This is a genomic window from Streptomyces sp. NBC_01232 (assembly GCF_035989885.1).
Classification (GTDB): domain Bacteria; phylum Actinomycetota; class Actinomycetes; order Streptomycetales; family Streptomycetaceae; genus Streptomyces.
Genome location: NZ_CP108519.1, coordinates 1 through 23453 on the forward strand (window position 1 = coordinate 1; position 23453 = coordinate 23453).

Genomic DNA, 23453 nt, shown 5'->3' on the forward strand with positions numbered 1-23453 from the left:
CTTTTTTCTTTCTCTTTCTTTGCGTGTGGTGTGGGGGTGGGGCTTTCGCGTCCCGACGCCTGACTCCTCCCCCCCCTCCAGCATGGCCATGAGGTCGACGACCTCCGCCGAGGCGGGCGCCTTCTCCTCGGCGGGCGCCAGCCGGGTCCCGGAGGCCTTCGCGGCGATGACTTCCTCCAGCGCGTCCCGGTACTCGTCGCGCAGCTCCCCGATGTTGCCGCCGGATAGGGTCTCGGCGAGCCGGACGGCCGCGTCGACCTCGTCGTCGGTGACGGCCACGTCGGGGACGTCCACCTGGGAGGCGGAGCGGATCTCCTCGGGCCAGCGGAGCGAGTGCAACATGATCACGTCGTCCTTGACCCGGAGGAGGCCGAGTCGCTCGCGGTCGCGCATCGCGAACTTCGCGACGGCCACCTTCGACGACCTCTCCAGGGCTTGGCGCAGCAGTTCGTACGGCTTCGCGGCGACGGCCTCGGTCGCGGCCAGGTAGTAGGAGGCGCCGATCTGGATCGGGTCGATACTCGCAGCCGGAACGAAGGAGACGATCTCGATCGCCTTCGCGGTGGGCAGCGGCAGGTTGTCGAGATCCTGGTCGGTGACGGGGACGAGGGTGCCCGTCGCGGTCTCGTAGCCGCGGACGATGTCTTCCTGGCCCAGCTGCTGCCCGTCGAGCTCACACACCTTGCGGTAGCGGATCCGGCCCCCATCGGCCGTGTGGACCTGCCGGAACGAGATGTCGTGCGACTCCGTGGCAGGCACCACCTTGATCGGAATGGTGACCAGCCCGAAACTGATCGCCCCGGACCATATCGGACGCATTTTGGCCCTCCGTGCCGCTTTGGGCTCTCTCCTCCCAGCGTCGCACCGGCCCCGTCCGGGCGCGTTCCGTCCGGGGCCATCCGGGCCGACGCCCGCTACAGGCGGTCGAGGACCTCGGCGGCGGCGCACTCCCCGCAGGCGCGTGTACCGGGTCGCGCGTAGGCGGTGACCGCATCGTCGAGGGAGAGCTCTGGGCCGTCGGCGGGTGCGTGGACGCATCCGTGCTCGTGCAGCACCGCGCCGCCCCTCCCGCCCGGGCGCTCGATCGTCCATGCCCACCGCTGCTCGACCCCGGGTGGGGGCGGCGTGAGGTAGGGGTGGGACGGCGGATGCACCTCGGTGGGCACGGCGCCGTAGTCCTGGCCGTCGACGGGCCGCAGGTACTCGTCCCCGCCGGCGGGGACCCAGACCGTGTACTCGACGGGCTCGACGTACTGGTCGGCAGTGACGGACCAGAGCGGCATACCCACCCGAAAACGCCATCCTGCCGGGGTCCAGCGGCGTGCGTGGAGCCGGGCCCGAACCTCCTGGCCGTCGGGGAGCGTCAGCCACACCGGAGGCGGGACTACTGGGTCAGACATGCAGGTCAGGCGCGCGCCAGCCGCTCCAGACGGGCCTTCTGGCAGGGGACGCAGAGCGGTGACGCAGGGGACCCGTATTTCGCGCACGGCTGCCCGCACTTGGCGCAGGGGCCGGCCTGGCTCGGAGCCCAGGTGGCGACGACGGGGCGGGGCGCGGGTGCGGGGGTGGTCATGGCGGGCTCCAGTGCTGGCAGGGTCGGGGCGGCATCAAAGTGAACCGTTTCGGCCGTGGCGAATTCCCGCTGCGGACCGCGCCGCGCAGGCATTCGTCCCCGGACTCACCGTCCAGCTCTCAGGAGACCGGGGCGGGGTTCCGGCTCGACCGCCGGACATAGAATAGAACACATGTCCGAGCTTCCGCCTGATCCACCGCGCCTGCGGACGATCGTGACCTACCTCCGCAACGAGCTGCGCCGGGCTGAGCATGCACTGGTGGCCGCGGAGGAGCGGGAAGCCGTTCTCGCGCTCCGCAGCACCCCGCCGGAGCCGCCGGCGTGGGTGGTCGAGCAGGGCATCGGAGCCGGACGGCCGCCAGTCAGTGTCCACGCCGGGGACTGCTGGGATCGCGGCAAGCGCTGGCGCCCCCTGAGCGCCGAGGAGGCCCGCCGGGCGCTGTCCGGGGGCGTTCCGGCCTGCATCCACTGCCGCCCCGACACCGCTCTCGGCGTCATCGACTGACTTCGGTGGCCTGTGGACGGTTGGGGCCCTACCCGACGGCAGGGTTCCGGGCCCCCCAGCAAGGCCAGCCAGCGTCCCAACCGCACGGGGTGCTCCTGGGCTGGACCGACAACCGGGTTTCACCTCCAGACCGCCTTGGTACGGTCGACCCTCATCTGAATAGGGAGGTCCTCATGGGACAGCTGATCGGGGTAGTGATCGGTGGCTTCATAGCCCTTGGCGGTGGCGCCCTCACCGCCTGGTTGCAGGCGCGCCACCAGCGGAAGGCGACCCGGTCGAAAGACCTGTGGGACCGGCGGGCCGCGCTGTACCTTGATCTGCTCCTTCACCTTGACGGCTCCATGTCCTTCGCGACTGACCCGCACGTCCCTGGCTATTACGGCCCGAGGAGTCCGGAACAGTTCCAACGACAGAAGGAGCTCACCGCCCGGATCTCTCTCTTTGGATCCCCGACGGTGCGCGAGCTCTGGGAAGCCGCCACCGAAGCCGCGGCCGACTTCTCCGTCTGTGTCGTCGAAGGCGGCTTCGTTGACCGCGACGGCAGGCTCCCCAGCGCCGAGGTCACGGACCCCAACTACCTCCGGTTCGAGGCAGCCAAGCAGCGCACCGAGCGCGAGTTCATCCAGCGCCTCCGCCACGAGATCGACGTCGACGAGCATCTCAAGGGCTGACTCCGACAGCATCTGCGGAACACGTCAGTAGCCCTGGCCGGTCACCAGCACTGCCGGTTCTGAGCAATCACCTGCAACGCTTGATCACAGACGACCGGTGTTGCCGGTGCCTCGGGCGCGACCTGGTCGGCCGTTGCAGGAGCACTGTCGGTGCCTGCGGCAACCATGGGGAGATGAGCGCCGGTACCGCGCCCCAGGGCCCGCACACGGGCATCGACGGGTTGTGCGAGGACATCCGGGGCGCCCTGGAAGCGTGGGCGCCCCGGGTTCTGGGCGTCCATGTCCATCCCGTGGTGTCCGACCCGACCGCGGTGGCACGACTGGTCGGGGCGGTGGCCGACGCCGCCGACGTCACGGTCCTCCCCCTCGATGACGACACCGCACGAGGTGAGTTGCACGCGGCGGCCGCCAGGGCGTCCGCGGCCGCCGATGAGCGGCCCGGTACGGATGTGCGGGCTGAGCTCGCTGCCGTCCGTGCCGGGTGCCGGCGCGCGGCTGTCGCCCTGGGCCTGTCCGTGCCGGTGTCCCTCTGACCGGACCGGGCCCCCTGGGGTGGGTGTGCTGCCGCGTGGTGGCCGGCGTGTGGGTGCCGGGAACGGTGGTGGTCGTGGGCGCGGTCGTGGCCGGGGTGGGTTCCTCGGCCGTGCCCGCCGTCCTGATGCCGGAGGGCGCCACAGCCCGGGGAGGGCCGCAAGCCCGAGCCGCTACGCGGTCGCCTTCGGCGAGGCTTGCACCCCTCCCCGGCCCGCGGCGGGCGGAGCCCATCAGGACGACGACCCCGACCGAGGAGGACCTCATGGCCTGCACCGACCCGCAGTGCGACGGCGGCATCATCCCCAACCCGTACTCGGGCGACCCCGAGGACCTCACGCTCTGCCCCGCCTGCAACCACGGCTACGACCCCCGCGACCACCACGACTACGCGGGCTGACGCCAGGGCCCCGGCGGAAGCCGGGGCCGTCGGCCGTCCGGCTGACGGCCGGTCCCGCCGGGCCGCGATCCACGCGCGAGGGAAGTTCGCATCGGTCGGCTCCGACCGGCCGGAGCAGGGCTCCCGCCGGGCCCGCGCGACGTCGACGAGCTGAAGTACCGGCTCGCCACGATGCACGAGCGGCTCCCGGAGATCGAGCGGATCACCAACCGCGTGGTTGCCCGGAGCGCCGACCTCGCCGGGCGTCAGGCCGCGGAACAGCGTGGCATCGCGTGGAAGCACATCACCACGGCGGGCAAGCTGCAGGAGGAGAGACGCTGCGCTCGCGCACGGCGACCGAGGCCCCCCACGCAGCACGCCGAGGAAGCGCAGCAGCGCGCCGCGTACATCAAGCAGGCCCGACAGCAGGCCGCCGAGCAGGCCCGCGAGAACGCCCGGCGCGCACAGAGCGAGTACCGGTACCAGCCGCCGACCCAGGGCCGCTCCGGCCCCGCCCTCGGACGCTGAACCACCTCGCGGCAGAAGCCCGCTGACGCTTCCTTCGCTCTTCCCTTCCGTACGCGGCAGTCACCAAGGGCACCGTGACATTGCCGGTGATGCCGGTTTCGGCTCCGGTACAGCCAAGATTTTTTGACTGTCACCGGTCCGTGCACCGAACCGCTCCTTCGGAACGTCAAGCACCTTCAAACCGCGTACGAGCTATCTTGAATGTTCGTCCTACACGGTGGTCTCACATAGCAATCAACTTAGTCGTCATATCTTGCACTACCCGGCGTCAAGTCAGCGCAGCTGACCAGCAGTTTCAGGTTGGACCGCTCCGCCATCGATGTGCGAATCTTTGACGCATGACGCCGCTTCAGCACACCGCAACCGAACCGGAGTCGGAGGACGAGACGGGCCGGGACGAGCCGGTCGGCAGCCCCGACACCGGAGGCTCCATGAGTCAGGACAGGACCATCGAGATGATCCTGAACCGCTCGGCGAGGACCAACCGGACTGTCCCCATCAGGAGGGTCTTCCTCCAGCGCGGAGAAGGACGGGACGTGCAGCCCGGACCGCTCAGGTCGCTCGTCGCGAGCCGCCAGGAGCGGGCCCTCGACCTCTACCTCCTCGTCGCGGCCATCACCGGTGGCCCGGGCCACGAGGTGACGGAGTGGTCGACGACCTGGGCCAGGACCATCGGCGTCTTCGACGAGAAGTCCGGAGCCTCCGCGGTCTCCCGGGCGTGGAAGGCCCTGAAGGACCTCGACCTCATCACCACCGCCCGGGGGTCTCAGCGGAGGACCACCGTCACCAAGCGTATGGAGGACGGCAGCGGACCGTACGAGCCGCCCATGAACAAGGGGGAGAAGTACCTCCAGCTCCCGTTCGAGTACTGGGAGAAGGGCATGCACACCAAGCTCTCCCTCCCGGGCAAGGCGATGCTCCTGATCGCTCTGGCCCAGAGGAAGGACAAGTTCCCTCTCGTCCACGCCAGGGTCAGCGAGTGGTACGGCCTGGCCCAGAAGACCGTCGCGGCCGGCATCGACGACCTGGTCGCGCACGAGGTTCTGGAACCTGCAGGGTTCGAGTACTTCGACACCCTCGCGGCCCGTTCGGGAAGGGGCTCCCGCCCCCTCTACCGTCTGGTGCCGCCGTTCCACCAGCGTGGACTGCCCCTCACGGGGTTCGAAGGTCTCTTCGACCAGAAGGGGTCGGAGAAGTAGAGAACCGCGCCGCCCCTCCCTGGCTACCAACCTGTGGGGCGAACGCGGTCCGAGCGCCGGCAGAACCGGCGGATAGGAACAAGAGTATGACCTCTACACCCAGTGGCGCCCCGGCGCACCCCCTCTCTCCTCGTAGGAGGTGGGTCAGGGTGGTCCTGGTCGTCGTCGGCCTCTTCGTCCTGCGGGACATTGACCCCGAGTACGTCGACACCCTCGGCACCTGGCTCGGCATCGTGGCCGTGTTCGCCCCGGAGATCTTCATCCAGAGGCGGAACGAGCCCCCCGGGAACCTGAGCATCGTCGTTTGAGGGCGGCCGCCGAGACGCTCGTCGTCTCGGCGGCGCACACCGGAGCGGCCACTGTTCGATCCGTCACCGAGTAGCCGGCTACGGGCCTACTGCTCGGTGACGGCGCACCGCTTGGCGTGGCCGTCCTTGATGCGTTGCCGTTCGTCGAAGTACGCCGTGACCGACTGCCCCATCTTCACCAACGGCCGCATGGCTGCCGACGCAGCGGTCTGAAGGTCGTATGCATCGGAGAGCGGACCAGCACTCAGCTGGTACTCCTGAACTGCTGGCCAGTCCTCGATGAGGTAGTGGACCCGCCATCCCTCTCCATCCGGTTCGAAGGCGACTCCGACTTGGTGCCTGTGCGCGGTGGCGAGGAGGTCTCCAATCGCCTTGAGCAGCTCCGGAGGGTAGGTGTTTTGCTCAGGCGACAATCCATCAGTCATCGTGGTGCTCCTGATCCCATGGTGGGGTCAGCAGGGGGACGCTGCTCCTCGAAGAAGTCCATCTTCTTGCCGAACATGACCTCTTCGTCCGGCGTGCGGAAGACGATCTTGCTGTAGAGGGCCTGCTGGCAAATTAGTGATTGGTGGGTCGTCGACAGGGTGAGAGCCTGCCGACCCTCCGAGGGCTCCGTGAACCACTGGCGGATGACGAGGTAGGTCCAGCCGTCGGGACCCGAGTGCTCCCCGTACACGATCCGCGTCAGCCCCTCCAGGACCTTCGTGTGCGAGAGGCCCTCGCGATCGCCGACGGGGTCAGTGAATGAGACCGTCCACGACCACCTCTGCCCTTCTTGGAGCTCGACGTCCTCAGGGAAGTCAGGTCCCCACCCCTTGAGGTACCCGGCGTTGGGCCCGAGCACGGTCCGTCCCCACTCGATGTTGCCGAGCCACGGGGACACGGAGAGAAAGCCCTCCGTGATCCTGCGCGTCTCATCGTCGGTGATCAAGTGTTCTCCGCTCATGCTCCTCCTCGGCCCATCGGGTTCCTCGGTGCGGACCCCCTGCGGCACATCGTCCTGGACGAAGCCGGAGCGCATGGCCGCTTTCAATAAGACGCCTCGGGTGCGGCTGGCACGCCGCATGCCCCTCTCGATCCGGGGGCACGCGGCGTGCAGGGTTGCTCTCAGGTCTGCTCGTTTCCGTCGGCAGGAGAGTCGTCCGGTACTCGCCGTGCAGCCGTCTTGCGGAGCAGCCAGGCGCCGCCGGCACAGACCAGGGCGGCGCCGAGGCTGCCAAGGAATTCGGGCAGGGCGTCGCGGAGAACTTCGTACATGCGGGATGGCAGGGCACGCCACAGCGGGGGCCCTGGCGTGCCGTGCTCCGTTCTCGGTGCGGCGAGCAGGAAGGGTGCACCCGGACCCCTGGGTGCGTGCTCTGGGAGAGCAACGCACGGCACCCGGCCGCCCCACCAAGACGTGCGTTTGGGGGCAGTCTGTCCAGTTGGCTTGGCTCGCACGACCGCTTCGGCCCTTGGCGTAAAAGACCAGTAGGGCTGGTTCCGGCCCGCTAGTGGCGCTCCGAATGTCAATCGGAAGCCCAGATAACTGCCCTGTTATCTGAGGGGCGGTGACCGCCGACCTGGGAGCACGCGCTCCGGCGACGACATGAAGAGCACCCGTTATCTCTGGGAGCGCTGTGGCCGCCGTCGTGCCCCTGCGGACGACCCCGGCGCCGGAGCGGCCACTGTCCGGTCCGTCGCCGACCGGTTCCTCGACACCACGGTGTCGAGGGGGTGATCCAACGAATCGAGGGGGCGAAAACGGTCGAAGGCGGCCTCGCCGTGTGGGCGGGGCCACCTTCGAGGGGCGTGGGGCGTCAGGAAGCGGGCGGCTCAGCGTCGGCTGGGTCACATCACTCCATGGGCTGCTCCCGAGCGTCCGTGATGCCACCCGGCACGTGCGGGTCGAACCGGCCGACGCGCATAGCCTCGATGCACTGCAGGACGCGGCCGAAGGACGTCAGCCCGTACGTGATGTATCGCGTAGGTGAGTCCCCGAGCACGCTTTCACGCTCGATGGGAACGCCGCTCATGATCGCCGAGTACGTGTCACGCGCCTCGTGCCCGGGGTGAGCCCCGATCCACGCCATCTCGACGTCCGACGCGAACTCGTTGGCGGACGTGCAGGTGTACTGGTTCCAGTCCTCGACGGGCTTGGTCGGGTCGAGCGCGGCGATCGTGCGTACCTGCTTGATGCAGCGCTCGTAGATGCGGGACAGCTCGGCGTTCAGATCTTGGCTCATCAGGGTTCTCCCTCCCCGCGCCGGACCATCCGGCGACCGGTGGACCCTGCCCCAGATGGCGGTGGAACAGTCGCACCGCCACATACTCGATCCAGTGGGCCGAGGGGGCGAAAGCGGTTCAGTAGTCCGGACCGTCGGGGCCCTCTGCGTCGACGTCCCCGTCGCTCGCCGGACCGTCGCCCTCTCGTCGGAGTTGTAGCGCTCGTTGTACTTGCGCAGGTATCGCCGCTCCGAGGCTTCGTCCCAGATGGTTTTGGACGGGACCGCCCGCGTACCTTCTGGAACCCGGATAAGCTCCCCATATCCGGGCTCCATCGGAGCGTGTAAATCCGGTGAACGGGGCGGATCATGTCAGACAGTCAGAAGACGGTTGAACCGGTCGTCATCCCGGCGGTGCCGGCCCGGCCGGAGGCGTACGACCCCGCGACCCGGGCCGCGCTGGATCACATCGACCGCCAGGCCGTGCGCGCCGTGGCCGACGGCCGCCCGGAGTCCACCCGCGACGCCTACACCCAGGACTGGACGAGCTGGAGCAAGTTCTGTGCCGCCTCCGGCGTGCCGGTCCTCGCCGTCACCCCCGGCACCCTGGTGATGTTCGTCGAGTGGCTGTGGACCCAGCCCGGCGGACGCAAGGGGACCTGCACCGCTCCGTCCACCATCGACCGGCGGATCTCCGGCACCGTGGTGACCGCCCGCGCCGAGCACGGCGTGCGGCTGGAGGACGGCGTCGCCCGCCTCGCCCGCAACCGCCTCAAGCAGCTGGTGAAGGAGATGGAGGAACAGGGCGAGACCCGCGGCCGGGGCCAGGCGCCGCCGCTGCTCGTCGATCACCTGGTGAAGATCAGCGCCGCCTGCCCGGACAACCTCCGGGGCATCCGCGACCGCGCCCTGGTTCTCATGCACTTCGCCGTCGCCGGCCGCCGCCACGAACTCGCCTTCAACCGGGTCCGCGACTACGCCGAGACCCCCGGCGGCATCCAGGCGGACCTGCGCGTCTCCAAGGTCCGCCCCCGCGTCGTCCCGGTCCCCTACGGGAGCCGCCCCTCCATCTGCCCGGTCCGCGCCTGGCAGACGTGGAAGGAGGCCGCCGGCCTCACCGACCCGGACGGCTACGCCTGGCGCCGCCTGCACAACCGCTGGCACACCCTCCTGGAGGGCGGCCTCCAGCCCGAGTCCATCGGCGACATCGTCACCCGCGCCGGCCAGCGCGCCGGAATCGACATCCGCTTCACCGGCCACAGCCCCCGCCGCGGCCTCGCCACGTCCTCCCGCCTCAAGGGCCACGACCAGATCGTCATCGCCAAACAGGGCGGATGGGCCCCCCACTCCAAGGTCCTCGCCGGCTACCTCGAAGTCGTCGACCAGTGGGAGGACAACGCCCTGCTGGGGGTGCTGTAAACGGGGTGGCTGCACCGAGGCGCTTCCACAGCCGGCCTGTCACCAACGGTCACGATGCGCTGACCCAACCGGTGGCCGCGTCCAACGCGTACACCTTCTTGTCCTGGCTGCCGATGTAGACGGTGCCGTCCACGACTGTCGGCGACGAATTGACCCGGCCCTCGGTGGCGTACGTCCAGCGGGCGGTCCCAGTCGCCGCATCGAGCGCGTACACCTTCTTGTCCTGGCTGCCGATGTAGACGGTGCCGTCCACGACCGTCGGCGACGAGAAGACCCAGCCCCCGGTGGCGTACGTCCAGCGGGCGGTCCCAGTCGCCGCATCGAGCGCGTACACCTTCTTGTCCTGGCTGCCGATGTAGACGGTGCCGTCCACGACCGTCGGTGACGAAAACACCTTGTCGCCGATGGGATACGTCCAGCGGGCGGTGCCGTTGGCCGCATCAAGGGCGTCCACCTTGTCCCAGCTGCAGATGTAGACGGTGCCGTCCACGACCGTCGGCGACGAGAGGACCCCGCCGGTGGCGTACGTCCAGCGGGCGGTGCCGTTGGCCGCATCAAGGGCGTCCACCTTGTCCCAGCTGCAGATGTAGACGGTGCCGTCCACGACCGTCGGCGACGAGGAGAACTGATTGCTCGTGCTGTGTGTCCAGCGGGGGGCGCCGGTGGCCGCGTCCAACGCGTACAGCTTCTTGCCGCCCTTGATGTAGACGGTGCCGTCCACGACCGTCGGCGACGAGGAGAACTGATTGCTCGTGCTGTGTGTCCAGCGGGGGGCGCCGGTGGCCGCGTCCAGCGCGTACACGTTCCTGTCCCAGCCGCCGACGTAGGCGGTGCCGTCCACGACCGTCGGCGAGGCGACCCAGTGGCCGGTGGTGTACATCCAGCGGGTGGTCCCAGTCGCCGCATCGAGCGCGTACACGTTCTGGTCCTGGCTGCCGATGTAGACGGTGCCGTCCACGACCGTCGGCTCCGAGTCCACCTTGCCGTCGGCGGTGTGTGTCCAGCGTGGGATGCCGGTGGCCGCGTCCAACGCGCACAACTTGTTGCCGCTGCTGATGTAGACGAAGCCGTTAACGACCTTCGGTCCAAACCAGATCACGTCGTCGGTGGTGTACGTCCAGGAAGGGCGGGAAGCCGTCGAAATGGCGGGTCGGACCACTGGCGGCCAGAGAACGCCGGTGGCGGTGACGGTTGTGGCGCTGGCAAGCCAGTCCCGGAAAGTCGGCGGTGGTCCAATCGGCGGGGGTCCAGGGGGCTTGAACGCGGTTGGCTGGCTGAGGCGGTCACGGACGTCGGCGGCACTGGCGGGCCGTTCCTCCGGCTCTTTGGCAAGGAGTTCAGCCAGCAAGGCGTCGAGGCGGGGCGCCAGGCCGGGTCGGTAGGAAGAAGCAGGTGCAGGTGGGGTGTTCACGTGGGCGTACATCACAGCGGCCGTGGCAAGGTCACCGAACGGCGTGCGGCCGGTCAGCAGCTCGTACAGCACGCAGCCGAGCGCATACAGGTCCCCGCGGGTATCGCTGACCCTACCCATGAGCCGCTCGGGCGGCATGTAGGCGACCGTGCCGGCGGTGCGGCTGGTGGTGGTCAAGGTGGAGGCGTAGCGGGCGAGTCCGAAGTCGAGGATCTTCACGGTGCCCGCCGGGGTGAGCATCAGGTTGGCGGGCTTGAGGTCACGGTGCAGGATCCGGGCGGTGTGTGCGGCGTGGAGTGCGTCGGCGGCCTGTGCGGTCCACACCAGGGCGTCCGCGACCGGCGGCAGGCCGTGTTGCAGCACAACGCCTAGATCTCGCCCGGGAACGTTCTCCATCACCAGGTAGAGCGTGCCGTCGCCGTCCCGCCCGAGATCGTGGACGGTCACGATCCCCGGATGGCTCAGCCCCCCCGCCGTGCGGGCCTCTCGGAAGAACCGCCTCTCGTCCTCGGCCGTCCCTCGATGGGCCTGGAGCAGTTTGACCGCCACCGCACGCTCCAGCACATTGTCGCGGGCCGCCCATACCTCCCCCATCCCGCCCCGGCCCAGCAACCGCTCCAGCTCATACCTGCCCGCGATCACGCGCTGGCCCACCAACTCCACCAACTCCCCCCGCAACTGCGCGCAGTGTAGGACAGTCCTGCGTGCTCCCGAGGCCGGTCCGTGACGATCCGCTCGGTCGAACAGGCCAAGCTGCCTACCAATCGCCTCCGCCAGGTCAGCGCGGTCAGTGGGTCTTTCACGCCTCGTCGATGCCCGGACCACGGCCGCTATCTCGGCAATGCAGCGGTCTCCGGTCCGCCGGACGCGCACCGCTCACATATGCGGGAACCACACGCCACAAACAGCGGTACGGAAAAGCGGCGTGACGGACACTCAGGGGCAGAGCATGGTGAACATGCAGCACCCGGTTGTCCACCAGCCACACCACCGCCCGGTCGAACAACGCCCGCGGCCCCTCCAACGACGCCCACACCCGCGCCGCCAGGAACGCGCGGACCTCGTCCTCGGCGGCCGGGAACTCGCGGTAGCCATAAGCGTCCCGGATCTCCCACGCGTGCTCGTACCGGTTCTGCCGCCAGGCCCCGTACCCGGCGAACTCGCCCGGCTCGACGTCGAGCTGCTCGGCCGCGAACCGCACCACCGCGGCCGGCACGACGGCCAGGTCCTCGGTCGGGAACACCCCGAGCATCCGGACACAGCCCCACTGCACCGCCCACCCCAGCCGGTTCGCCGGGGCCCGCTTCGCGCGGGCCAGTGTGAGCGCCTGTGGGTCCAGGCGGAAGAACTGCTCCAGCTCACCTGGCGAGGGCGCGGCAGCGAACCGGCCGAAGCGGGAGACCTGATCATCAGAGAGGAAATCAACTGGCATGACCCGGACCGTAGGACCGCTGAACAGCGGAAACAGGGCGAGTCATCGAACCGGAATCAAGATCGGCCAGATGTCGCTACTGGCCGTTCCGATCCTCCTACCGACGCCAATCGCATCGGATGCGAATAGGCGACAGCAGTCCTGGGACTCGCCGACCGCTGGCCGTTGCCAGGTCTGCCAGGGACGTTGCACCTGGCTGCTCTTGGGTTCACGGTAGCGGCTTGGTCGACCCCGCGCCGAGCCCTTCACTCCATCGAGCGATTGAGCTGGGAAAACGCCATCGGCTCGCATCAGATGCGAAAAACTCGCGTCCAATGCGATCGACGGAGAGTGATGGCGGATGGGTCAGGACGGCCTCGCACCGGGGTCTGCGCGCCTCCACCTGGTCGACGGCCTGCCGTTGCTACGGCCGGACGAGCAGGTCTTCGAGGCGATGCTCCAGGGCTGGCGAAACCAGCAGCTCGCGCGGAACCTGTCGCCCGGGTACATCTCCGACCAGGAGCGTACGGTCCGGTCCTTCACCCGGCATACCGATGTCCTGCCGTGGCAGTGGAAGCCGCAGCACGTCGACGAGTGGTCGGCGGACCTCCGCTCGGTCCACGGCTGCGTCCGGTCCACGCTCCGCAACTACCAGGGATCGGTGCGGCAGTTCTGCGATTTCCTGACCAACCCGGCCTACGGTTGGGCGGAGGAGTGCCTGCGCCTATTCGGCACCCACCCGGTCCAGGTGGTCCACGAGTGGAATGCGGCGGTGCACGCGGACGAGGCTGAGGGCGAGCCGGAACGCAGGGCCTTTACCAAGCCCGAGCTGGAGGCGTTCTTCGACCACGCCGACGACCAGGTCCTGCGGGTTCGCGGCAAGGGCCGCAAGGGCTGGCTGCCGGCCTTCCGCGACGCGGCCCTGTTCAAGACCGCCTACGGCTACGGGCTGCGGCGCAACGAGACCCGCATGCTCGACCTCACCGACTTCGGCCGCAACCCCGAAGGGCGGGAGTTCGGCGAGTACGGCACCCTCCAGGTCCGCTACGGCAAGGCGAAGAAGGGCTCGCCGCCCAAGCGCCGCAGCGTTTTGACCGTCTGGCGGTGGACACCCGACACCGTCGACGAGTGGATCAGCGAGGTTCGGCCCGGCATGCGGCATGCCACCGGCCCCGCTCTCTGGCCCTCCGAACGGGGGCCGCGGGTCGGGCTCCAGCGCCTGGACTCCCGCTTCGCCGCCTACCGTGACGCCCTCGGCCTCGACCCAGCCCTGGAGTTCCACTCCCTGCGCAGGTCCTACATCACCCACCTGATCGAAGCCGGCTTCGACCCGCTGTTCGTCCAGCACCAGGTAGGCCACGACCACGCGTCCACCACCGCGATCTACACCTGTGTGTCCTCCGACTTCCGCACGCGCACCCTGCGCCGCGTCCTGGACGCGACCGTCGAGGCCGCTCTGCGGCCGGAGAGGATCTCCTGATGCCACGCCAGATCAGCTACCGGTGGCGCCTGCGCGAGCTGATGGCCGCGCGCGGCATGTTCACCGTCACCGAGCTGATGCCCCACCTGTCCGAGCGCGGCATCACCCTCTCCTCCTCACAGGTCCACCGCCTGGTCTCCGGCACCCCCGAACGGCTGTCGCTGCCGGTGCTGGCCGCGCTGTGCGACATCCTCGGCTGCACGCCCACCGACCTGATCGCCACCTCGGCCGAGAACCTGACAGCCCGGCGGGCGGTCGGTCAGGACGCGCCGATCGACCTGGCGGCCCGCCGACCCAAGCGGGTCAGGCTGACGGAGGACTGAGCGGTGACGCCGGAGGAGTACGAACGCTGGCACATCCGCACGTGCTCGCGCTGCGGTCGGCGGGCGGCGAAGTCGGCCGAGTGGTCCGACGGGCCGATCTGCCGCACCTGCTACGAGCGCGCCATGCGGATCCGGGGCCACTGTCCGGGCTGCGGCACCGACCGGCTGCTGCCCGGCCGCGATCCGGACGGTGTCCCGATCTGCCGCGACTGCGCGGGGATCACCCGGGACTTCTTCTGCGACCGCTGCGGATTCGAGGGGATGCTGCTCGGCGGCCGGCTCTGCGAACGCTGCACCCTGGCCGACAGGCTGGCCAGCCTCCTCGACGACGGCACCGGCCAGGTCCACCCGCAGCTGGCACCCCTCATGGACCTCCTCCTGGATCTCGACCGTCCGAAGAGCAGGCTGATCTGGCTCCGCCGCCCCAACGTCATCCAGCTCCTGCAGGGCCTGGCGAGCGGTCGAGTGCCGATCAGCCACGAAGGACTGCAGCACCAGGAACACTGGCGGACGGCCGCCCACCTGCGCGACCTGCTCGTGGAGAGCAACGTCCTGCCCTCAGCCGACCGGCGGCTCCTGCTCTACAAACGCTGGCTCGCCGAACGCCTGGCAACCGTCGATGACCCCGCACGGCACCAGCTCCTGCACCGATTCGCCACCTGGCACCAACTGCGCCGCCTGCGAGCAAAGGCCGACGCCGGACCGCTCGGACGATCCCCCACCTCCGAGGCTCGGCAGCAGATCACCCAGGCCGACGCCTTCCTCACCTGGCTCGCAGCTCGCAACCGGACCCTCGACCAGTGCCAGCAGGCCGACCTCGACGCCTGGCACGCGGGCAACTACGCCACCCGCCGACCCGCCCAGCCCTTCCTGCGCTGGTGCATGGACAACGGCACCATGCCCCGACTCCTCCTGCCACCTCATGTGATCCAGCAGGACCAGGCCCCGATGCACCAGCACCGCCGCCTTGCCGTCCTCCGCCACGTCCTGCACGACGAGGCCCTCTCGCTGCGAACCCGAACCGCGGCCGCACTCGTCCTGCTCTACGCCCAACCCGTCAGCCGCATCGTCCGGTTGACCACCGAGGACGTGGCCGATGATGGTGATGCTCTCACTATCCGGCTTGGAGACCCACCGTCGCCGCTGCCCGCACCCATCGCCGATCTCGTGCGCGCCTATCTCGCGGAACAGCCTCGCCTGGCCCGGGTCAGCAGCCGCAGCACCGCATGGCTGTTCCCCGGCCGGCAGCCCGGACATCCGATGGACCCCAGCAGCCTGCTCGACCAGCTCAGCGCCGCCGGGGTTCCCGCCCAGCGCGGCCGGGCCTCAGCAATTCGCCACTTGGTACTTCAAGCGCCCGCACCCGTTGTCGCCCGGGCTCTCGGCTACCACGACAAGACCACCACCCATCTGGTCACCCAGGGCGGAGGAACCTGGAGCCGATACGCCCCAGGCGATCACCGAAAGTGAGTCCCGACCGTGAACGCAAGCGGCCCCGGCTGTCCTCGCAGCACGCCCGCTACCTTCCTCCTATGGAAAGGGCCACCATCCTGAGCAGCCTCGCCGCGAGCGGAACCGAGACCACCCCGCAGCGACTCACCGAACTTGCCGCCGTACTCGACATACCGGCCGCCGACCTTCTCGTTGTCGCAGGCCAGCCGGTGCCGGCGAAACTCCTTCCCCCGGAGCGCGACGCCGGGGTCATGAGGCAGTTCGCCTACCGCGTCAGTTACTGCGACCACTCGCAGCTCGCTGCGCTGGAGGCATTCGTCCGCTCACTGCCCCGCGTCGCCGCTTCAGAGCCATTCATGCAGCCGACGGGGCCGGGACGCCGTCCCGCCGAGACCAGGTTCGCCGCCGTGCTCGGCGCACTGATCCGCAATCGCGGCTTCGGCATCCGCGAACTGCCCTTCATTGGGCTGTCCCTCAGCACACTGCACGGGATGGTGTGGCGCTGGGACCCGAGTCCGCACCGTCAGCAGCAGCTGTCCGCCATTGCAGGTCCGCTCGGCTGGACCCTGCCCGATCTCTTCGCGGTCGCCGATGAGCCGTACTCAGAGGAACTCCGTCCGATGCTGCACTGCCGCCACCTCGGGCGGGTCTTCGCGGTAGCCGTCCCCTTGACTACCGCTCAGCTAATCGAGACCGCGGAGGAAGCGGATCGACTGAGCGTACGTGCGGACCACGGCGTATGGCAGCCCGTCTCGCAGGGCTTCGCCGAGGAGTGCCCCGACTTCCCCTGACAGCAAAGGCTGCCTTGGCGCCTTCTGGCATGGTCGGACGCCTTCGCACGAGCTCACGCTGATTACTCAGCGCGAGAACCACTGGGGCTTGGCCGCGCATACACGACACCTGAACATGCGGGCCTACCAGTCCCGAGGGCCGCCTTGAACGCGTTGACCAGCCTCCTCGTGGGTCAGCTCGTAGCCCTCCTCGTGGTCGCCCAGCGACTCAGCGACGGTCTCGCAAGCATGGCCAAGACGTTGGCACCCCAGGGCCGTCTGCACGGGGTCGGTGCGTTCCTGGGAGTGAGGTGCAGTGGTCTCGTGCGGGTCGCCTGGCGCAGCGTCCGTGCCATCAATGAGCCTGATGGACGGGGATCGCCATGAGATGAGGAGTGAGCTATGTCAGAGCCGTGGATCGAAGACCCGGTGATTGGCAGGGACGCCTTCCACAAAGAAGGCGAAGTAGCTGCCTGGTCACAAGCGGCACAGATGTTGGGCCTGGGTCTCCAGCTCACTGGCAATGGAGGCGTACTCCAAGAGGATGAGGACGTTGACTATCTGAACATTCCGGAGGTTCCCGAGCTGACGCCTGAGTTCATCGCTCCGTGGGCCGGGCTCTTCATGCAGGACCACTTCGGTGAGCCGCCCCCCTTCCGGTGGCTCGACTTTCCCGGCTGGTCCCAGCCAATCAAGTCAGAGATCCAGAACCAGATCACCCCAGCACCGGACCGCTGGTGGGAAGGTGAACTGGGCGAGTGGGCGTTTGGGATGATGCCGCGGCTCTACGACGCTGTACGGACGAGCGATGACCCAGCCGCAGCAGCCGCCACGTTGCTGCACGTCGGACAGTTTAGCCAATACCAAATCGTCCGAGTTGTGTCGGCTGCTCTGCTTGCTCAGCGCAAAACGATGCTGTGGTGGCCCACAATCGAAGTCCTCGCGGACGGATGTACGTCCGAGATCGAGACGATCCAGCAGATCTCGATCGAAGCACTAATCCGAGTGGCGCCCAGACATCCGGTTCTAACGGCCCTGCCACAGGACAATGAGCCGAACAACGGAACTGACTTGGCCTGGACTTCCCTCATTGTGCCCGGTACATGGACGCGGTTTAAGCGGCCATCTTGGTGGCGACCAGGAGAGGCGCTCTTCCGCTATCTCCAAAGTGAACCCGGCGTAGATGAGCCGAACGATGGAACCCTGAGTGCGGTTGGGGCAGATCTCTACGACCGTGACGATCACTACCGGTGGACCGGAGGCTATACGGTCGAGGACCGGATCGCAGCAGCACGAGACCTGGCCCAGTGGGCGGCCAAACACTCGGCCCCGTCCTTCAAGAAGGTCATCGCTCATAGTCACGGCGGGAACGTCGCGTTGAACGCGGCAGCGTTCAACGATCTTTCCATTGACATGCTGGTCATGCTCCACACTCCGCCGCACCAGCGAAGCCAGAACGAGTGGAGCCTCATTGGTACAAAAATCAAGAGAATCGTTGCGATGCGCCCTAAAGTCGACTTCGTCGTAATGCTGGACCGGTGTTGGACGGGACTGCATCGCACCCCGGTCACCGGCAACTTTCCATCCGGGCACGTACGCACTCTCAAAGTTCCGGTCTGGTTCGGTCATTCAGTTTTGACTGACCCCGCGGTTTGGAAGCATCACAGACTTGCAAGTGAGGTGGCTGCGGAATTCAAACACGTCGAATGACGGGGGTAATCACGGCTGCTTCGCCGCGCTGCGACAGCGGTTGACGGCTACGCCCACCAGCGCCTGACGGAGCCGCTACTCGCCGGTCCGATCAGTCCCAAGGGCCAGCTCGGCCGTGGTGGTCGCCTCGGCGAGCGCCTGGCGGCCGCCCTTCAGTTCGGGTACGTAGTTGTAGATGGTGTTGCGGGAGACACCGAGGAGCTTTGCGATCGAGGTGACCTTGTTCTCCGGACGGGCGAGCAGATCGCGGGCGTGACGTACCTGTTCCTCGGTCATCGCCGGCGGGCGGCCGAGCCGTGCACCACGGGCGCGGGCGGCGTCCAAGCCCTCATTGGTGCCTTGCACGATGAGTTCGCGGATGAACTCGGCGAGGGCCGCGAACACATGGAAGACCAGGCGCCCTCCGGGCGTGGTCGTGTCGAGCGCCTCGTGCAGCGAGGTGAAGCCAACACCACGCTTACGCAGACCGGACACGATCGCGATGAGGTCCTGGAGGGAGCGGCCCAGCCGGTCCAGCGACGGAACGACAAGCGTGTCGCCGTCACGCAGGAAGTCGAGGGCCTTCCACAGTTTCTCGCGTTCTGCGTTCTTGCCGGACTTCTTGTCGGAAAAGATCCGGATGCACCCCGCTTCCGTGAGCACGTGGATCTGCCGGTCGAGCAACTGTCCCTTGGTGGACACACGGGCGTATCCCACGAGGTCGCCGGTCCGTGCGGCCGGAACGGGGGCGAGGAGATCTGCGGTGTCGTCGTCCTGGGGTCGCTGCACCCGCCAGATCGTACAGAAAACGGTGCTCCTCAAGTTCTTGAGCACATCGACTTTCTGACACCGTTTTATGAGCATGATCCGACGCCGACCCGGCCGCGTACAGCCGCTTACCGATCTTGTTCATCAATCGGTCGATTTATGAGCAGTCGAGTCGGTCGCCTTGCTCCGCCAGTAGGCGAGGTTGCTCCGGGCGGTGAGGGTGTCGGGGTGGTTTTCGCCCAGTACGCGCACCATGTGCTCCAGCACTTCTGCGGTCGCGGTCGCGGCCCCGGCCGCATCCCCCGCCTCCCCCCGCCAAGAGGCGAGGTTGCCCTGGTTGGTGAGGGTGTGGGGGTGGTTTTCGCCCAGCACCCGCACCATGTGCTCCAGCAGCTCCGCGGTCGCGGCTGCGGCCCCGGCCGCATCCCCCGCCTTGGTGGCAGTGGCACCTGAGCCTGCCCGGGACTGCCGGGCACGTCGCGGCGGGCCGAGCTGCTGGGAGGCTACTTAGCGGGACCCCGGCGGCTTCTGGCCAACAATGCCTATCGCGCCATGGGAGCCGTTGGGCAACGGACTGCGTCGTTGATTTCAAATGGTGGGGTAGCGACGGACAGCGGCCCCTGCGGGGCCGCGTGGCAGGGGGCATTGGGTGGGAGCGTTTGAGACGTTGGAGCCGGAGGACCCGCAGCAGGTGGGGCGCTACAAAATCGTGGCGCGGCTGGGCTCCGGCGGCATGGGCAGGGTGTACCTCGCACGCTCGCCCGGCGGGCGCCCGGTCGCTGTGAAAGTGGTGCGTCCGGAGCTGGCCACGAACGACGAGTTTCGGCGCCGTTTCAAACGCGAGGTAGCCGCAGCCCAACGGGTCAACGGGGCCTTCACTGCCGGTGTGGTCGACGCCGACCCGGACGGCTTCCCGGCCTGGTTGGCCACTGTCTATGTACCAGGTCTCTCCCTCGGTGAGGCGATCACCGCTCACGGTCCATGGCCTCCCCGTTCGGTGCTCCCCCTGGCCGCCGGACTGCTCGAGGCACTCGAGGTCATCCACGCAGCCGGGGTCATTCACCGCGACCTCAAGCCCTCCAATGTGCTGCTCGCCGCCGACGGACCGAGGATCATCGACTTCGGTATCTCAGTGGCCATGGAGGCCAGCTTGCTGACCCGGCCCGGAATGCGGATCGGCACCCCCGGCTTCATGTCTCCCGAACAGCTCACCGGCCAGCGGGTTAGCCCGGCCAGCGACGTCTTCTCCCTCGGCGCGGTACTGACCTACACGGCCACCGGAGTCGGCCCGTTCGGCACCGGCACCCCGGACGCGCTCCACTACCGCACCGTCCATGAACAGCCCAACCTGGATAGCCTCGCGCCCGAACTGCGCGATGTCGTCGCCGCCTGCCTGGCCAAAAAGCCCAACCAGCGCCCCACCGTCGCCACGCTGCTCCACCGGCTGACCAGCTCAGGCAGCAAGGACGGAAGCAGGCAGACCAGCAGCCCTACCCTCCTGCTCACCGAACCAGGCTGGATGCCCGACCAGATCGCCCAGCTCGTCCAAGAGAACCCTCCCCTCCTACCAGAGACGCACCCTGCGGCGCCTGGTGGTTCCCGCCGCGGCACGCCCGGTCTGAAGCGCTGGTCCCTCACCTACGGCAAGTGGCGGTGGTGGGGCGGCTGTGTGATTGAACCGAGGCCGTCGGTGGCCGGCGGCCTGGTCTACGTCGGCAGCCATGACAGCAAGCTGTATGCATTGGACGCGGACGCACCTGTAGAGCGCTGGTCCTTCACCACTGGCGGCAGTGTGTACTCGTCACCGGTGGTGGCCCATGGTGTGGTTTACGTTGGTAGCCAGGACCGCAAGCTGTATGCCCTAGACGCTGGCACTGGGCAGCAGCGCTGGTCCTTCACCACCGGCAGCAGTGTGGTCTCGTCACCGGCGGTGGCCCATGGTGTGGTCTACGTCGGTAGCCATGACAGCAAGCTGTATGCCCTAGAGGCGGACACTGGCCATCAACGCTGGTCCTTCACCACCGGCGTCGGCATGGGCTCGTCACCGGCGGTGGCCCATGGTGTGGTCTACGTCGGTAGCCAGGACCGCAAGCTGTATGCCCTAGACGCTGGCACTGGGCAGCAGCGCTGGTCCTTCACCACCGGCAGCAGTGTGCTCTCGTCACCGGCGGTGGCCCATGGTGTGGTCTACGTCGGTAGCCATGACAGCAAGCTGTACGCCTTAGACGCCAGCACTGGCCATCTACGCTGGTTCTTCACCACTGGCGGCAGTGTGTACTCGTCACCGGTGGTGGCCCATGGTGTGGTTTACGTCGGCAGCCAGGACCGCAAGGTGTATGCCCTAGACGCCGACACTGGGCATCAATGCTGGTCCTTCACCATGGGCCGCCGCCCGCGCTTGTCTCCGACCGTGGCCGACGGCATCGTTTACGTCTCCAGTGACAACACGCTGTATGCGCTGCAGACGTGAAGCACTCGCCACGGCAGAATCCTGTTCGCCCGTGAATCAACTCCGCCGGCACCCTCGCCGGTGATCAGGACCGCTAGCGCGAACCGAGGACGCTCGGCCCGCGCACCGAGGTATGGAGCTCAGGGACCAAAGAAGACAGGGACCAACCTGGGCGGTGTCTTGCCATAGCGCTGCCATTCCAGCCCGTTGGCGTCGACGATGCGGAGCTCCGGGTCGATCTGGTCCTGGCTTGTCACTTCTCGGGTTTCCCGTTGACCTCCTTCGCCGACACGCTGGCACTCGTTCTCTGCCACCACCGTCCATGTCGCGCCCGTAGGAAGCGGCTTGCGCAGCTGAGTCGGCGCCTTGGCCATGCATACCCACCCATGGCGATCATCTGGTCCAGTAACGATCATCAGCCTCACGCTGAGCTCCAGTACCGGCATGGGGCTGTGATTCGTGATGTTGATGTTCGGAAAATCCACCGAGCAAGTCACCAGTCTGGCCTGGGCTGAGTGCTGTTCACGCCGTTCCTCATCGAGGCGCCTACCGTCCCGTCTGGCCACCCACAGGGCCGCGGATGCAGCGGAGAGGGTTCCCACTGCCACAGCAGCGTTAATGGACACCGCCCACCAGTCCGTCACGAGCGACCCCTCCTCACGACCGTCCGGTTTCAGTGCGTTCCGCTGTAAACCGGCACAGAACAGAACCCGAAAGTAGTTGGTTACTCGCGGGTCGCCGGATAGCCATACCGGGTAGGCGCACAGTTTCGCGCTGTCGGACTCCGCCGAGAGGGTTCGAGGACTCGCTGCCTGGATCTAGGATCCGTCGGCCAGCCGTTTCACTCACCCAGAGGGTCGCCCTGGAATCCCGAGAGCCCGTCATTGGGAAAGTGGCGGCGCGGCGCGGCGCGGCGCGGCTCGGAACGGGCTCAGGGCGGGGCGTGAAGGGTGTCAGGAGCGCCGATCGCCGGATGGGCGCCGAGAAACCCCCCTCGCGCTTGCAGAACCAGGGGCGGGAGCAGGCTCGGACTCTGAGCGGGCCGGGCCCGGTGGTACCCGGGGGCTGAGTCTTCGCTTCCCGCCGAACCGGAGCGGCGGCCTTCCAGCAGGCGTTGATCAGGCCTGCTGCTGCGCGGGGGGTGAGTGGGTGACTGCATCGGCGGACAGCTTGGGGGCGGTCTCTTCGAGGTCGGGGTGGGTGGCGGCGACGGTGCGCAGGATGCGGATGAGGCTCTGGGGTTCGAGGGGCTGTCCGTTGACGGTGGTGAAGAGGTGGCCGGTGTCGTTGCGGGTGGTGGCGCGGTGGGGGAGGTATTCGTCGATGGCGCGTACGGCGTCGTGGTGGATGGGCTGGAGGCGGGTGGCGTCGGAGGCGGCGTTCTTCTGGGGGACGTCCCAGGTGGTGCGGTGCTGTTCCTGGTGGCGGCCGGTCAGGCGCATGGCGGTGATCTGGCCGGGGCGCAGGATGTCGTCGTCGCTGTGTCGGGCCCAGAGGTAGTGGTTGAGACAGAGGTAGACGAGGGCGCGGGCGCGGTGGGGGCCTTCGCGGCGGGTGCCGGTGTAGCGGTCGGCGGCTTGGGCGAGCCAGCGGCATTGGTCGGGGGTGAGGAGGTCGCGGCCGGGCATGCCGGCGGCGAAGTTCCCGCCGCGCTGGAACTGGAGTGCCTTGGCGGTGCCGGGTGGCACGAGGGCGGGCCCGCCGGCGGCTGCGGGGGTTTCGGCCCAGCGGTAGAAGGAGCGGACGGCTCCGCAGGCGGCGTCGCGGGAGCGGGCTGCGGTGGCGTAGCCGATGGCCCAGTTCTGCAGGGCCATCGGGGTGGGCTGGAGGTACAGGTCGGGGTCCGGGCGGCCGTCGAGTCCGCAGCCCACGGTGAGCCAGTGCAGGACGGCGGGCCGGTAGTGCTCGAGGGCTTGGTAGCCGAAGTAGCCGTTTGCCTCGGAGTTCGGGCCGGCCAGCCACTCCTCGACCAGGGCGGCGACGTCGTGATCCATCCCGTCAAGTTACCTGTAAGGGCTGACCTCAGAATCAAGACCGTGACCGGCTACGGCTTGCCGCCGAGGGCGTCCCGCTCGAACTTCTCCTTGTCGAATCGGCCGTCCTTGTCCGTCCAGCCCAGGTCGCCCATCACCTTGTTCATGACGACGAGCGTGTAGTCGTCCTCCTTCAGTGACTCGCACGGCTTTGGCTTCGTTACGTCGCCTTCGGGCCGGGCCTTGACCGCCTTTACGCACTCCTCGACGGATTCGTCGTAGCTGGGTTCGCCGCTGCAGCCGGCTAGCAGGGCGGTGGCTGAAAGCAGGATGGTGCGGGTGCGCATGGTCCCCCAGGTGGAATGTTGGGTGGCATCCTGCCGGGCGGCCGGGCCGACGGGGGCCGGTTC

28 protein-coding genes are annotated in these 23453 nt (G+C 68.2%); 14 read left to right on the forward strand and 14 right to left on the reverse strand.

The features are described from left to right. The 3 genes from ku to OG444_RS39845 form a co-directional block, all read right to left on the reverse strand. The coding region (ku, locus tag OG444_RS39835; protein ID WP_327267083.1) for a non-homologous end joining protein Ku at positions 1 to 819 on the reverse strand (819 nt) is incomplete at its 3' end. Positions 820 to 914: 95 nt separating this feature from the next. Further along, the gene (locus OG444_RS39840; RefSeq protein WP_327267162.1) at positions 915 to 1283 is read right to left on the reverse strand and encodes a DUF6233 domain-containing protein; all 369 of its coding nucleotides are present in this window, start codon (positions 1281 to 1283) and stop codon (positions 915 to 917) included. Between the two features lie 122 nt (positions 1284 to 1405). Next, the gene (locus OG444_RS39845) at positions 1406 to 1573 is read right to left on the reverse strand and encodes a hypothetical protein (protein ID WP_327267084.1); all 168 of its coding nucleotides are present in this window, start codon (positions 1571 to 1573) and stop codon (positions 1406 to 1408) included. Between the two features lie 172 nt (positions 1574 to 1745). On the opposite strand from OG444_RS39845, the gene OG444_RS39850 reads away from it, so the two are divergent. The 7 genes from OG444_RS39850 to OG444_RS39880 all read left to right on the forward strand — a co-directional run bounded on the left by OG444_RS39850 (position 1746) and on the right by OG444_RS39880 (position 5694). Next, positions 1746 to 2078, forward strand: coding sequence for a DUF6233 domain-containing protein (locus OG444_RS39850; RefSeq protein ID WP_327267085.1), 333 nt, complete (start codon positions 1746 to 1748; stop codon positions 2076 to 2078). A 173-nt stretch (positions 2079 to 2251) separates the two neighbouring features. Then, entirely contained in the window at positions 2252 to 2749 is a 498-nt protein-coding gene (locus tag OG444_RS39855) for a hypothetical protein (RefSeq protein ID WP_327267086.1), read from the forward strand. Between the two features lie 173 nt (positions 2750 to 2922). Continuing rightward, on the forward strand, positions 2923 to 3282 hold the full coding sequence (locus OG444_RS39860) for a hypothetical protein (RefSeq protein WP_327267087.1): 360 nt from the start codon (positions 2923 to 2925) through the stop codon (positions 3280 to 3282). Positions 3283 to 3545: 263 nt separating this feature from the next. Then, the gene (locus tag OG444_RS39865) at positions 3546 to 3680 is read left to right on the forward strand and encodes a hypothetical protein (RefSeq protein ID WP_327267088.1); all 135 of its coding nucleotides are present in this window, start codon (positions 3546 to 3548) and stop codon (positions 3678 to 3680) included. Positions 3681 to 3851: 171 nt separating this feature from the next. Next, positions 3852 to 4187 (forward strand): hypothetical protein, encoded by a 336-nt coding sequence (locus OG444_RS39870; RefSeq protein ID WP_327267089.1) that lies wholly within the window; start codon positions 3852 to 3854, stop codon positions 4185 to 4187. A 338-nt stretch (positions 4188 to 4525) separates the two neighbouring features. After that, on the forward strand, positions 4526 to 5386 hold the full coding sequence (locus tag OG444_RS39875; protein ID WP_327267090.1) for a hypothetical protein: 861 nt from the start codon (positions 4526 to 4528) through the stop codon (positions 5384 to 5386). Positions 5387 to 5535: 149 nt separating this feature from the next. Next, a complete protein-coding gene (locus OG444_RS39880) occupies positions 5536 to 5694 on the forward strand; it encodes a hypothetical protein (RefSeq protein ID WP_327267091.1) in 159 nt (52 codons plus the stop codon). Positions 5695 to 5780: 86 nt separating this feature from the next. Here OG444_RS39880 and OG444_RS39885 read toward each other — a convergent pair whose 3' ends face one another. The 4 genes from OG444_RS39885 to OG444_RS39900 all read right to left on the reverse strand — a co-directional run bounded on the left by OG444_RS39885 (position 5781) and on the right by OG444_RS39900 (position 7919). Next, positions 5781 to 6119: a hypothetical protein gene (locus tag OG444_RS39885; RefSeq protein WP_327267092.1), complete on the reverse strand. Its 339-nt coding sequence runs from the start codon at positions 6117 to 6119 to the stop codon at positions 5781 to 5783. Continuing rightward, entirely contained in the window at positions 6116 to 6640 is a 525-nt protein-coding gene (locus OG444_RS39890) for a hypothetical protein (protein ID WP_327267093.1), read from the reverse strand. The genes OG444_RS39885 and OG444_RS39890 overlap by 4 nt, the downstream gene beginning before the upstream one ends. A 161-nt stretch (positions 6641 to 6801) precedes the next feature. Then, on the reverse strand, positions 6802 to 6951 hold the full coding sequence (locus OG444_RS39895) for a hypothetical protein (RefSeq protein ID WP_327267094.1): 150 nt from the start codon (positions 6949 to 6951) through the stop codon (positions 6802 to 6804). Positions 6952 to 7529: 578 nt separating this feature from the next. Beyond that, positions 7530 to 7919, reverse strand: coding sequence for a hypothetical protein (locus tag OG444_RS39900; RefSeq protein WP_327267095.1), 390 nt, complete (start codon positions 7917 to 7919; stop codon positions 7530 to 7532). 348 nt (positions 7920 to 8267) lie between these two features. Between OG444_RS39900 and OG444_RS39905 the strand changes: the two genes are divergently transcribed. Beyond that, positions 8268 to 9317 (forward strand): integrase, encoded by a 1050-nt coding sequence (locus OG444_RS39905; RefSeq protein WP_327267096.1) that lies wholly within the window; start codon positions 8268 to 8270, stop codon positions 9315 to 9317. Between the two features lie 49 nt (positions 9318 to 9366). Here the strand turns inward: OG444_RS39905 and OG444_RS39910 are convergent, their stop codons facing one another. Then, the gene (locus OG444_RS39910; protein ID WP_327267097.1) at positions 9367 to 11406 is read right to left on the reverse strand and encodes a serine/threonine-protein kinase; all 2040 of its coding nucleotides are present in this window, start codon (positions 11404 to 11406) and stop codon (positions 9367 to 9369) included. A 121-nt stretch (positions 11407 to 11527) separates the two neighbouring features. After that, positions 11528 to 12160: a DUF4158 domain-containing protein gene (locus OG444_RS39915; RefSeq protein WP_327267098.1), complete on the reverse strand. Its 633-nt coding sequence runs from the start codon at positions 12158 to 12160 to the stop codon at positions 11528 to 11530. A gap of 340 nt (positions 12161 to 12500) precedes the next feature. Here OG444_RS39915 and OG444_RS39920 point away from each other — a divergent pair, with 340 nt between their 5' ends. From OG444_RS39920 to OG444_RS39940, 5 genes are all read left to right on the forward strand, one after another. Continuing rightward, entirely contained in the window at positions 12501 to 13619 is a 1119-nt protein-coding gene (locus tag OG444_RS39920; RefSeq protein ID WP_327267099.1) for a tyrosine-type recombinase/integrase, read from the forward strand. Further along, entirely contained in the window at positions 13619 to 13942 is a 324-nt protein-coding gene (locus tag OG444_RS39925; protein WP_327267100.1) for a helix-turn-helix domain-containing protein, read from the forward strand. The genes OG444_RS39920 and OG444_RS39925 overlap by 1 nt, the downstream gene beginning before the upstream one ends. 3 nt (positions 13943 to 13945) lie before the next feature. After that, the gene (locus OG444_RS39930) at positions 13946 to 15412 is read left to right on the forward strand and encodes a hypothetical protein (protein ID WP_327267101.1); all 1467 of its coding nucleotides are present in this window, start codon (positions 13946 to 13948) and stop codon (positions 15410 to 15412) included. A gap of 62 nt (positions 15413 to 15474) precedes the next feature. Next, a complete protein-coding gene (locus OG444_RS39935) occupies positions 15475 to 16185 on the forward strand; it encodes a hypothetical protein (protein ID WP_327267102.1) in 711 nt (236 codons plus the stop codon). Between the two features lie 381 nt (positions 16186 to 16566). Continuing rightward, entirely contained in the window at positions 16567 to 17874 is a 1308-nt protein-coding gene (locus OG444_RS39940; protein WP_327267103.1) for a hypothetical protein, read from the forward strand. 75 nt (positions 17875 to 17949) lie between these two features. Here OG444_RS39940 and OG444_RS39945 read toward each other — a convergent pair whose 3' ends face one another. Together OG444_RS39945 and OG444_RS39950 are read right to left on the reverse strand one after the other, a co-directional pair. Next, on the reverse strand, positions 17950 to 18642 hold the full coding sequence (locus OG444_RS39945) for a recombinase family protein (protein ID WP_442810802.1): 693 nt from the start codon (positions 18640 to 18642) through the stop codon (positions 17950 to 17952). 123 nt (positions 18643 to 18765) lie between these two features. After that, positions 18766 to 18993, reverse strand: a complete 228-nt coding sequence (locus tag OG444_RS39950) for a hypothetical protein (RefSeq protein WP_327267105.1) — start codon at positions 18991 to 18993, stop codon at positions 18766 to 18768. A 277-nt stretch (positions 18994 to 19270) separates the two neighbouring features. Between OG444_RS39950 and OG444_RS39955 the strand changes: the two genes are divergently transcribed. After that, the gene (locus OG444_RS39955; RefSeq protein ID WP_327267106.1) at positions 19271 to 21091 is read left to right on the forward strand and encodes a serine/threonine-protein kinase; all 1821 of its coding nucleotides are present in this window, start codon (positions 19271 to 19273) and stop codon (positions 21089 to 21091) included. Between the two features lie 119 nt (positions 21092 to 21210). On the opposite strand, the gene OG444_RS39960 is transcribed toward OG444_RS39955, so the two are convergent. The 3 genes from OG444_RS39960 to OG444_RS39970 all read right to left on the reverse strand — a co-directional run bounded on the left by OG444_RS39960 (position 21211) and on the right by OG444_RS39970 (position 23390). Beyond that, positions 21211 to 21714, reverse strand: a complete 504-nt coding sequence (locus OG444_RS39960; protein WP_327267107.1) for a hypothetical protein — start codon at positions 21712 to 21714, stop codon at positions 21211 to 21213. Positions 21715 to 22188: 474 nt separating this feature from the next. Continuing rightward, positions 22189 to 23064, reverse strand: a complete 876-nt coding sequence (locus OG444_RS39965; protein ID WP_327267108.1) for a hypothetical protein — start codon at positions 23062 to 23064, stop codon at positions 22189 to 22191. Positions 23065 to 23114: 50 nt separating this feature from the next. Further along, positions 23115 to 23390 carry a hypothetical protein gene (locus tag OG444_RS39970; protein ID WP_327267109.1) on the reverse strand — a complete coding sequence of 92 codons (276 nt, stop codon included), beginning with the start codon at positions 23388 to 23390 and terminating at the stop codon, positions 23115 to 23117. Positions 23391 to 23453: the final 63 nt, after the last annotated feature.

Coding starts and splice junctions, on each gene's coding strand:
- OG444_RS39840 (WP_327267162.1), bottom strand. CDS start 1,283: ATGCCGCTCTGGTCCGTCACTGCCGACCAGTACGTCGAGCCCGTCGAG.
- OG444_RS39845 (WP_327267084.1), bottom strand. CDS start 1,573: ATGACCACCCCCGCACCCGCGCCCCGCCCCGTCGTCGCCACCTGGGCT.
- OG444_RS39850 (WP_327267085.1), top strand. CDS start 1,746: ATGTCCGAGCTTCCGCCTGATCCACCGCGCCTGCGGACGATCGTGACC.
- OG444_RS39855 (WP_327267086.1), top strand. CDS start 2,252: ATGGGACAGCTGATCGGGGTAGTGATCGGTGGCTTCATAGCCCTTGGC.
- OG444_RS39860 (WP_327267087.1), top strand. CDS start 2,923: ATGAGCGCCGGTACCGCGCCCCAGGGCCCGCACACGGGCATCGACGGG.
- OG444_RS39865 (WP_327267088.1), top strand. CDS start 3,546: ATGGCCTGCACCGACCCGCAGTGCGACGGCGGCATCATCCCCAACCCG.
- OG444_RS39870 (WP_327267089.1), top strand. CDS start 3,852: ATGCACGAGCGGCTCCCGGAGATCGAGCGGATCACCAACCGCGTGGTT.
- OG444_RS39875 (WP_327267090.1), top strand. CDS start 4,526: ATGACGCCGCTTCAGCACACCGCAACCGAACCGGAGTCGGAGGACGAG.
- OG444_RS39885 (WP_327267092.1), bottom strand. CDS start 6,119: ATGACTGATGGATTGTCGCCTGAGCAAAACACCTACCCTCCGGAGCTG.
- OG444_RS39890 (WP_327267093.1), bottom strand. CDS start 6,640: ATGAGCGGAGAACACTTGATCACCGACGATGAGACGCGCAGGATCACG.
- OG444_RS39895 (WP_327267094.1), bottom strand. CDS start 6,951: ATGTACGAAGTTCTCCGCGACGCCCTGCCCGAATTCCTTGGCAGCCTC.
- OG444_RS39900 (WP_327267095.1), bottom strand. CDS start 7,919: ATGAGCCAAGATCTGAACGCCGAGCTGTCCCGCATCTACGAGCGCTGC.
- OG444_RS39905 (WP_327267096.1), top strand. CDS start 8,268: ATGTCAGACAGTCAGAAGACGGTTGAACCGGTCGTCATCCCGGCGGTG.
- OG444_RS39915 (WP_327267098.1), bottom strand. CDS start 12,160: ATGCCAGTTGATTTCCTCTCTGATGATCAGGTCTCCCGCTTCGGCCGG.
- OG444_RS39920 (WP_327267099.1), top strand. CDS start 12,501: ATGGGTCAGGACGGCCTCGCACCGGGGTCTGCGCGCCTCCACCTGGTC.
- OG444_RS39925 (WP_327267100.1), top strand. CDS start 13,619: ATGCCACGCCAGATCAGCTACCGGTGGCGCCTGCGCGAGCTGATGGCC.
- OG444_RS39935 (WP_327267102.1), top strand. CDS start 15,475: ATGGAAAGGGCCACCATCCTGAGCAGCCTCGCCGCGAGCGGAACCGAG.
- OG444_RS39940 (WP_327267103.1), top strand. CDS start 16,567: ATGTCAGAGCCGTGGATCGAAGACCCGGTGATTGGCAGGGACGCCTTC.
- OG444_RS39965 (WP_327267108.1), bottom strand. CDS start 23,064: ATGGATCACGACGTCGCCGCCCTGGTCGAGGAGTGGCTGGCCGGCCCG.
- OG444_RS39970 (WP_327267109.1), bottom strand. CDS start 23,390: ATGCGCACCCGCACCATCCTGCTTTCAGCCACCGCCCTGCTAGCCGGC.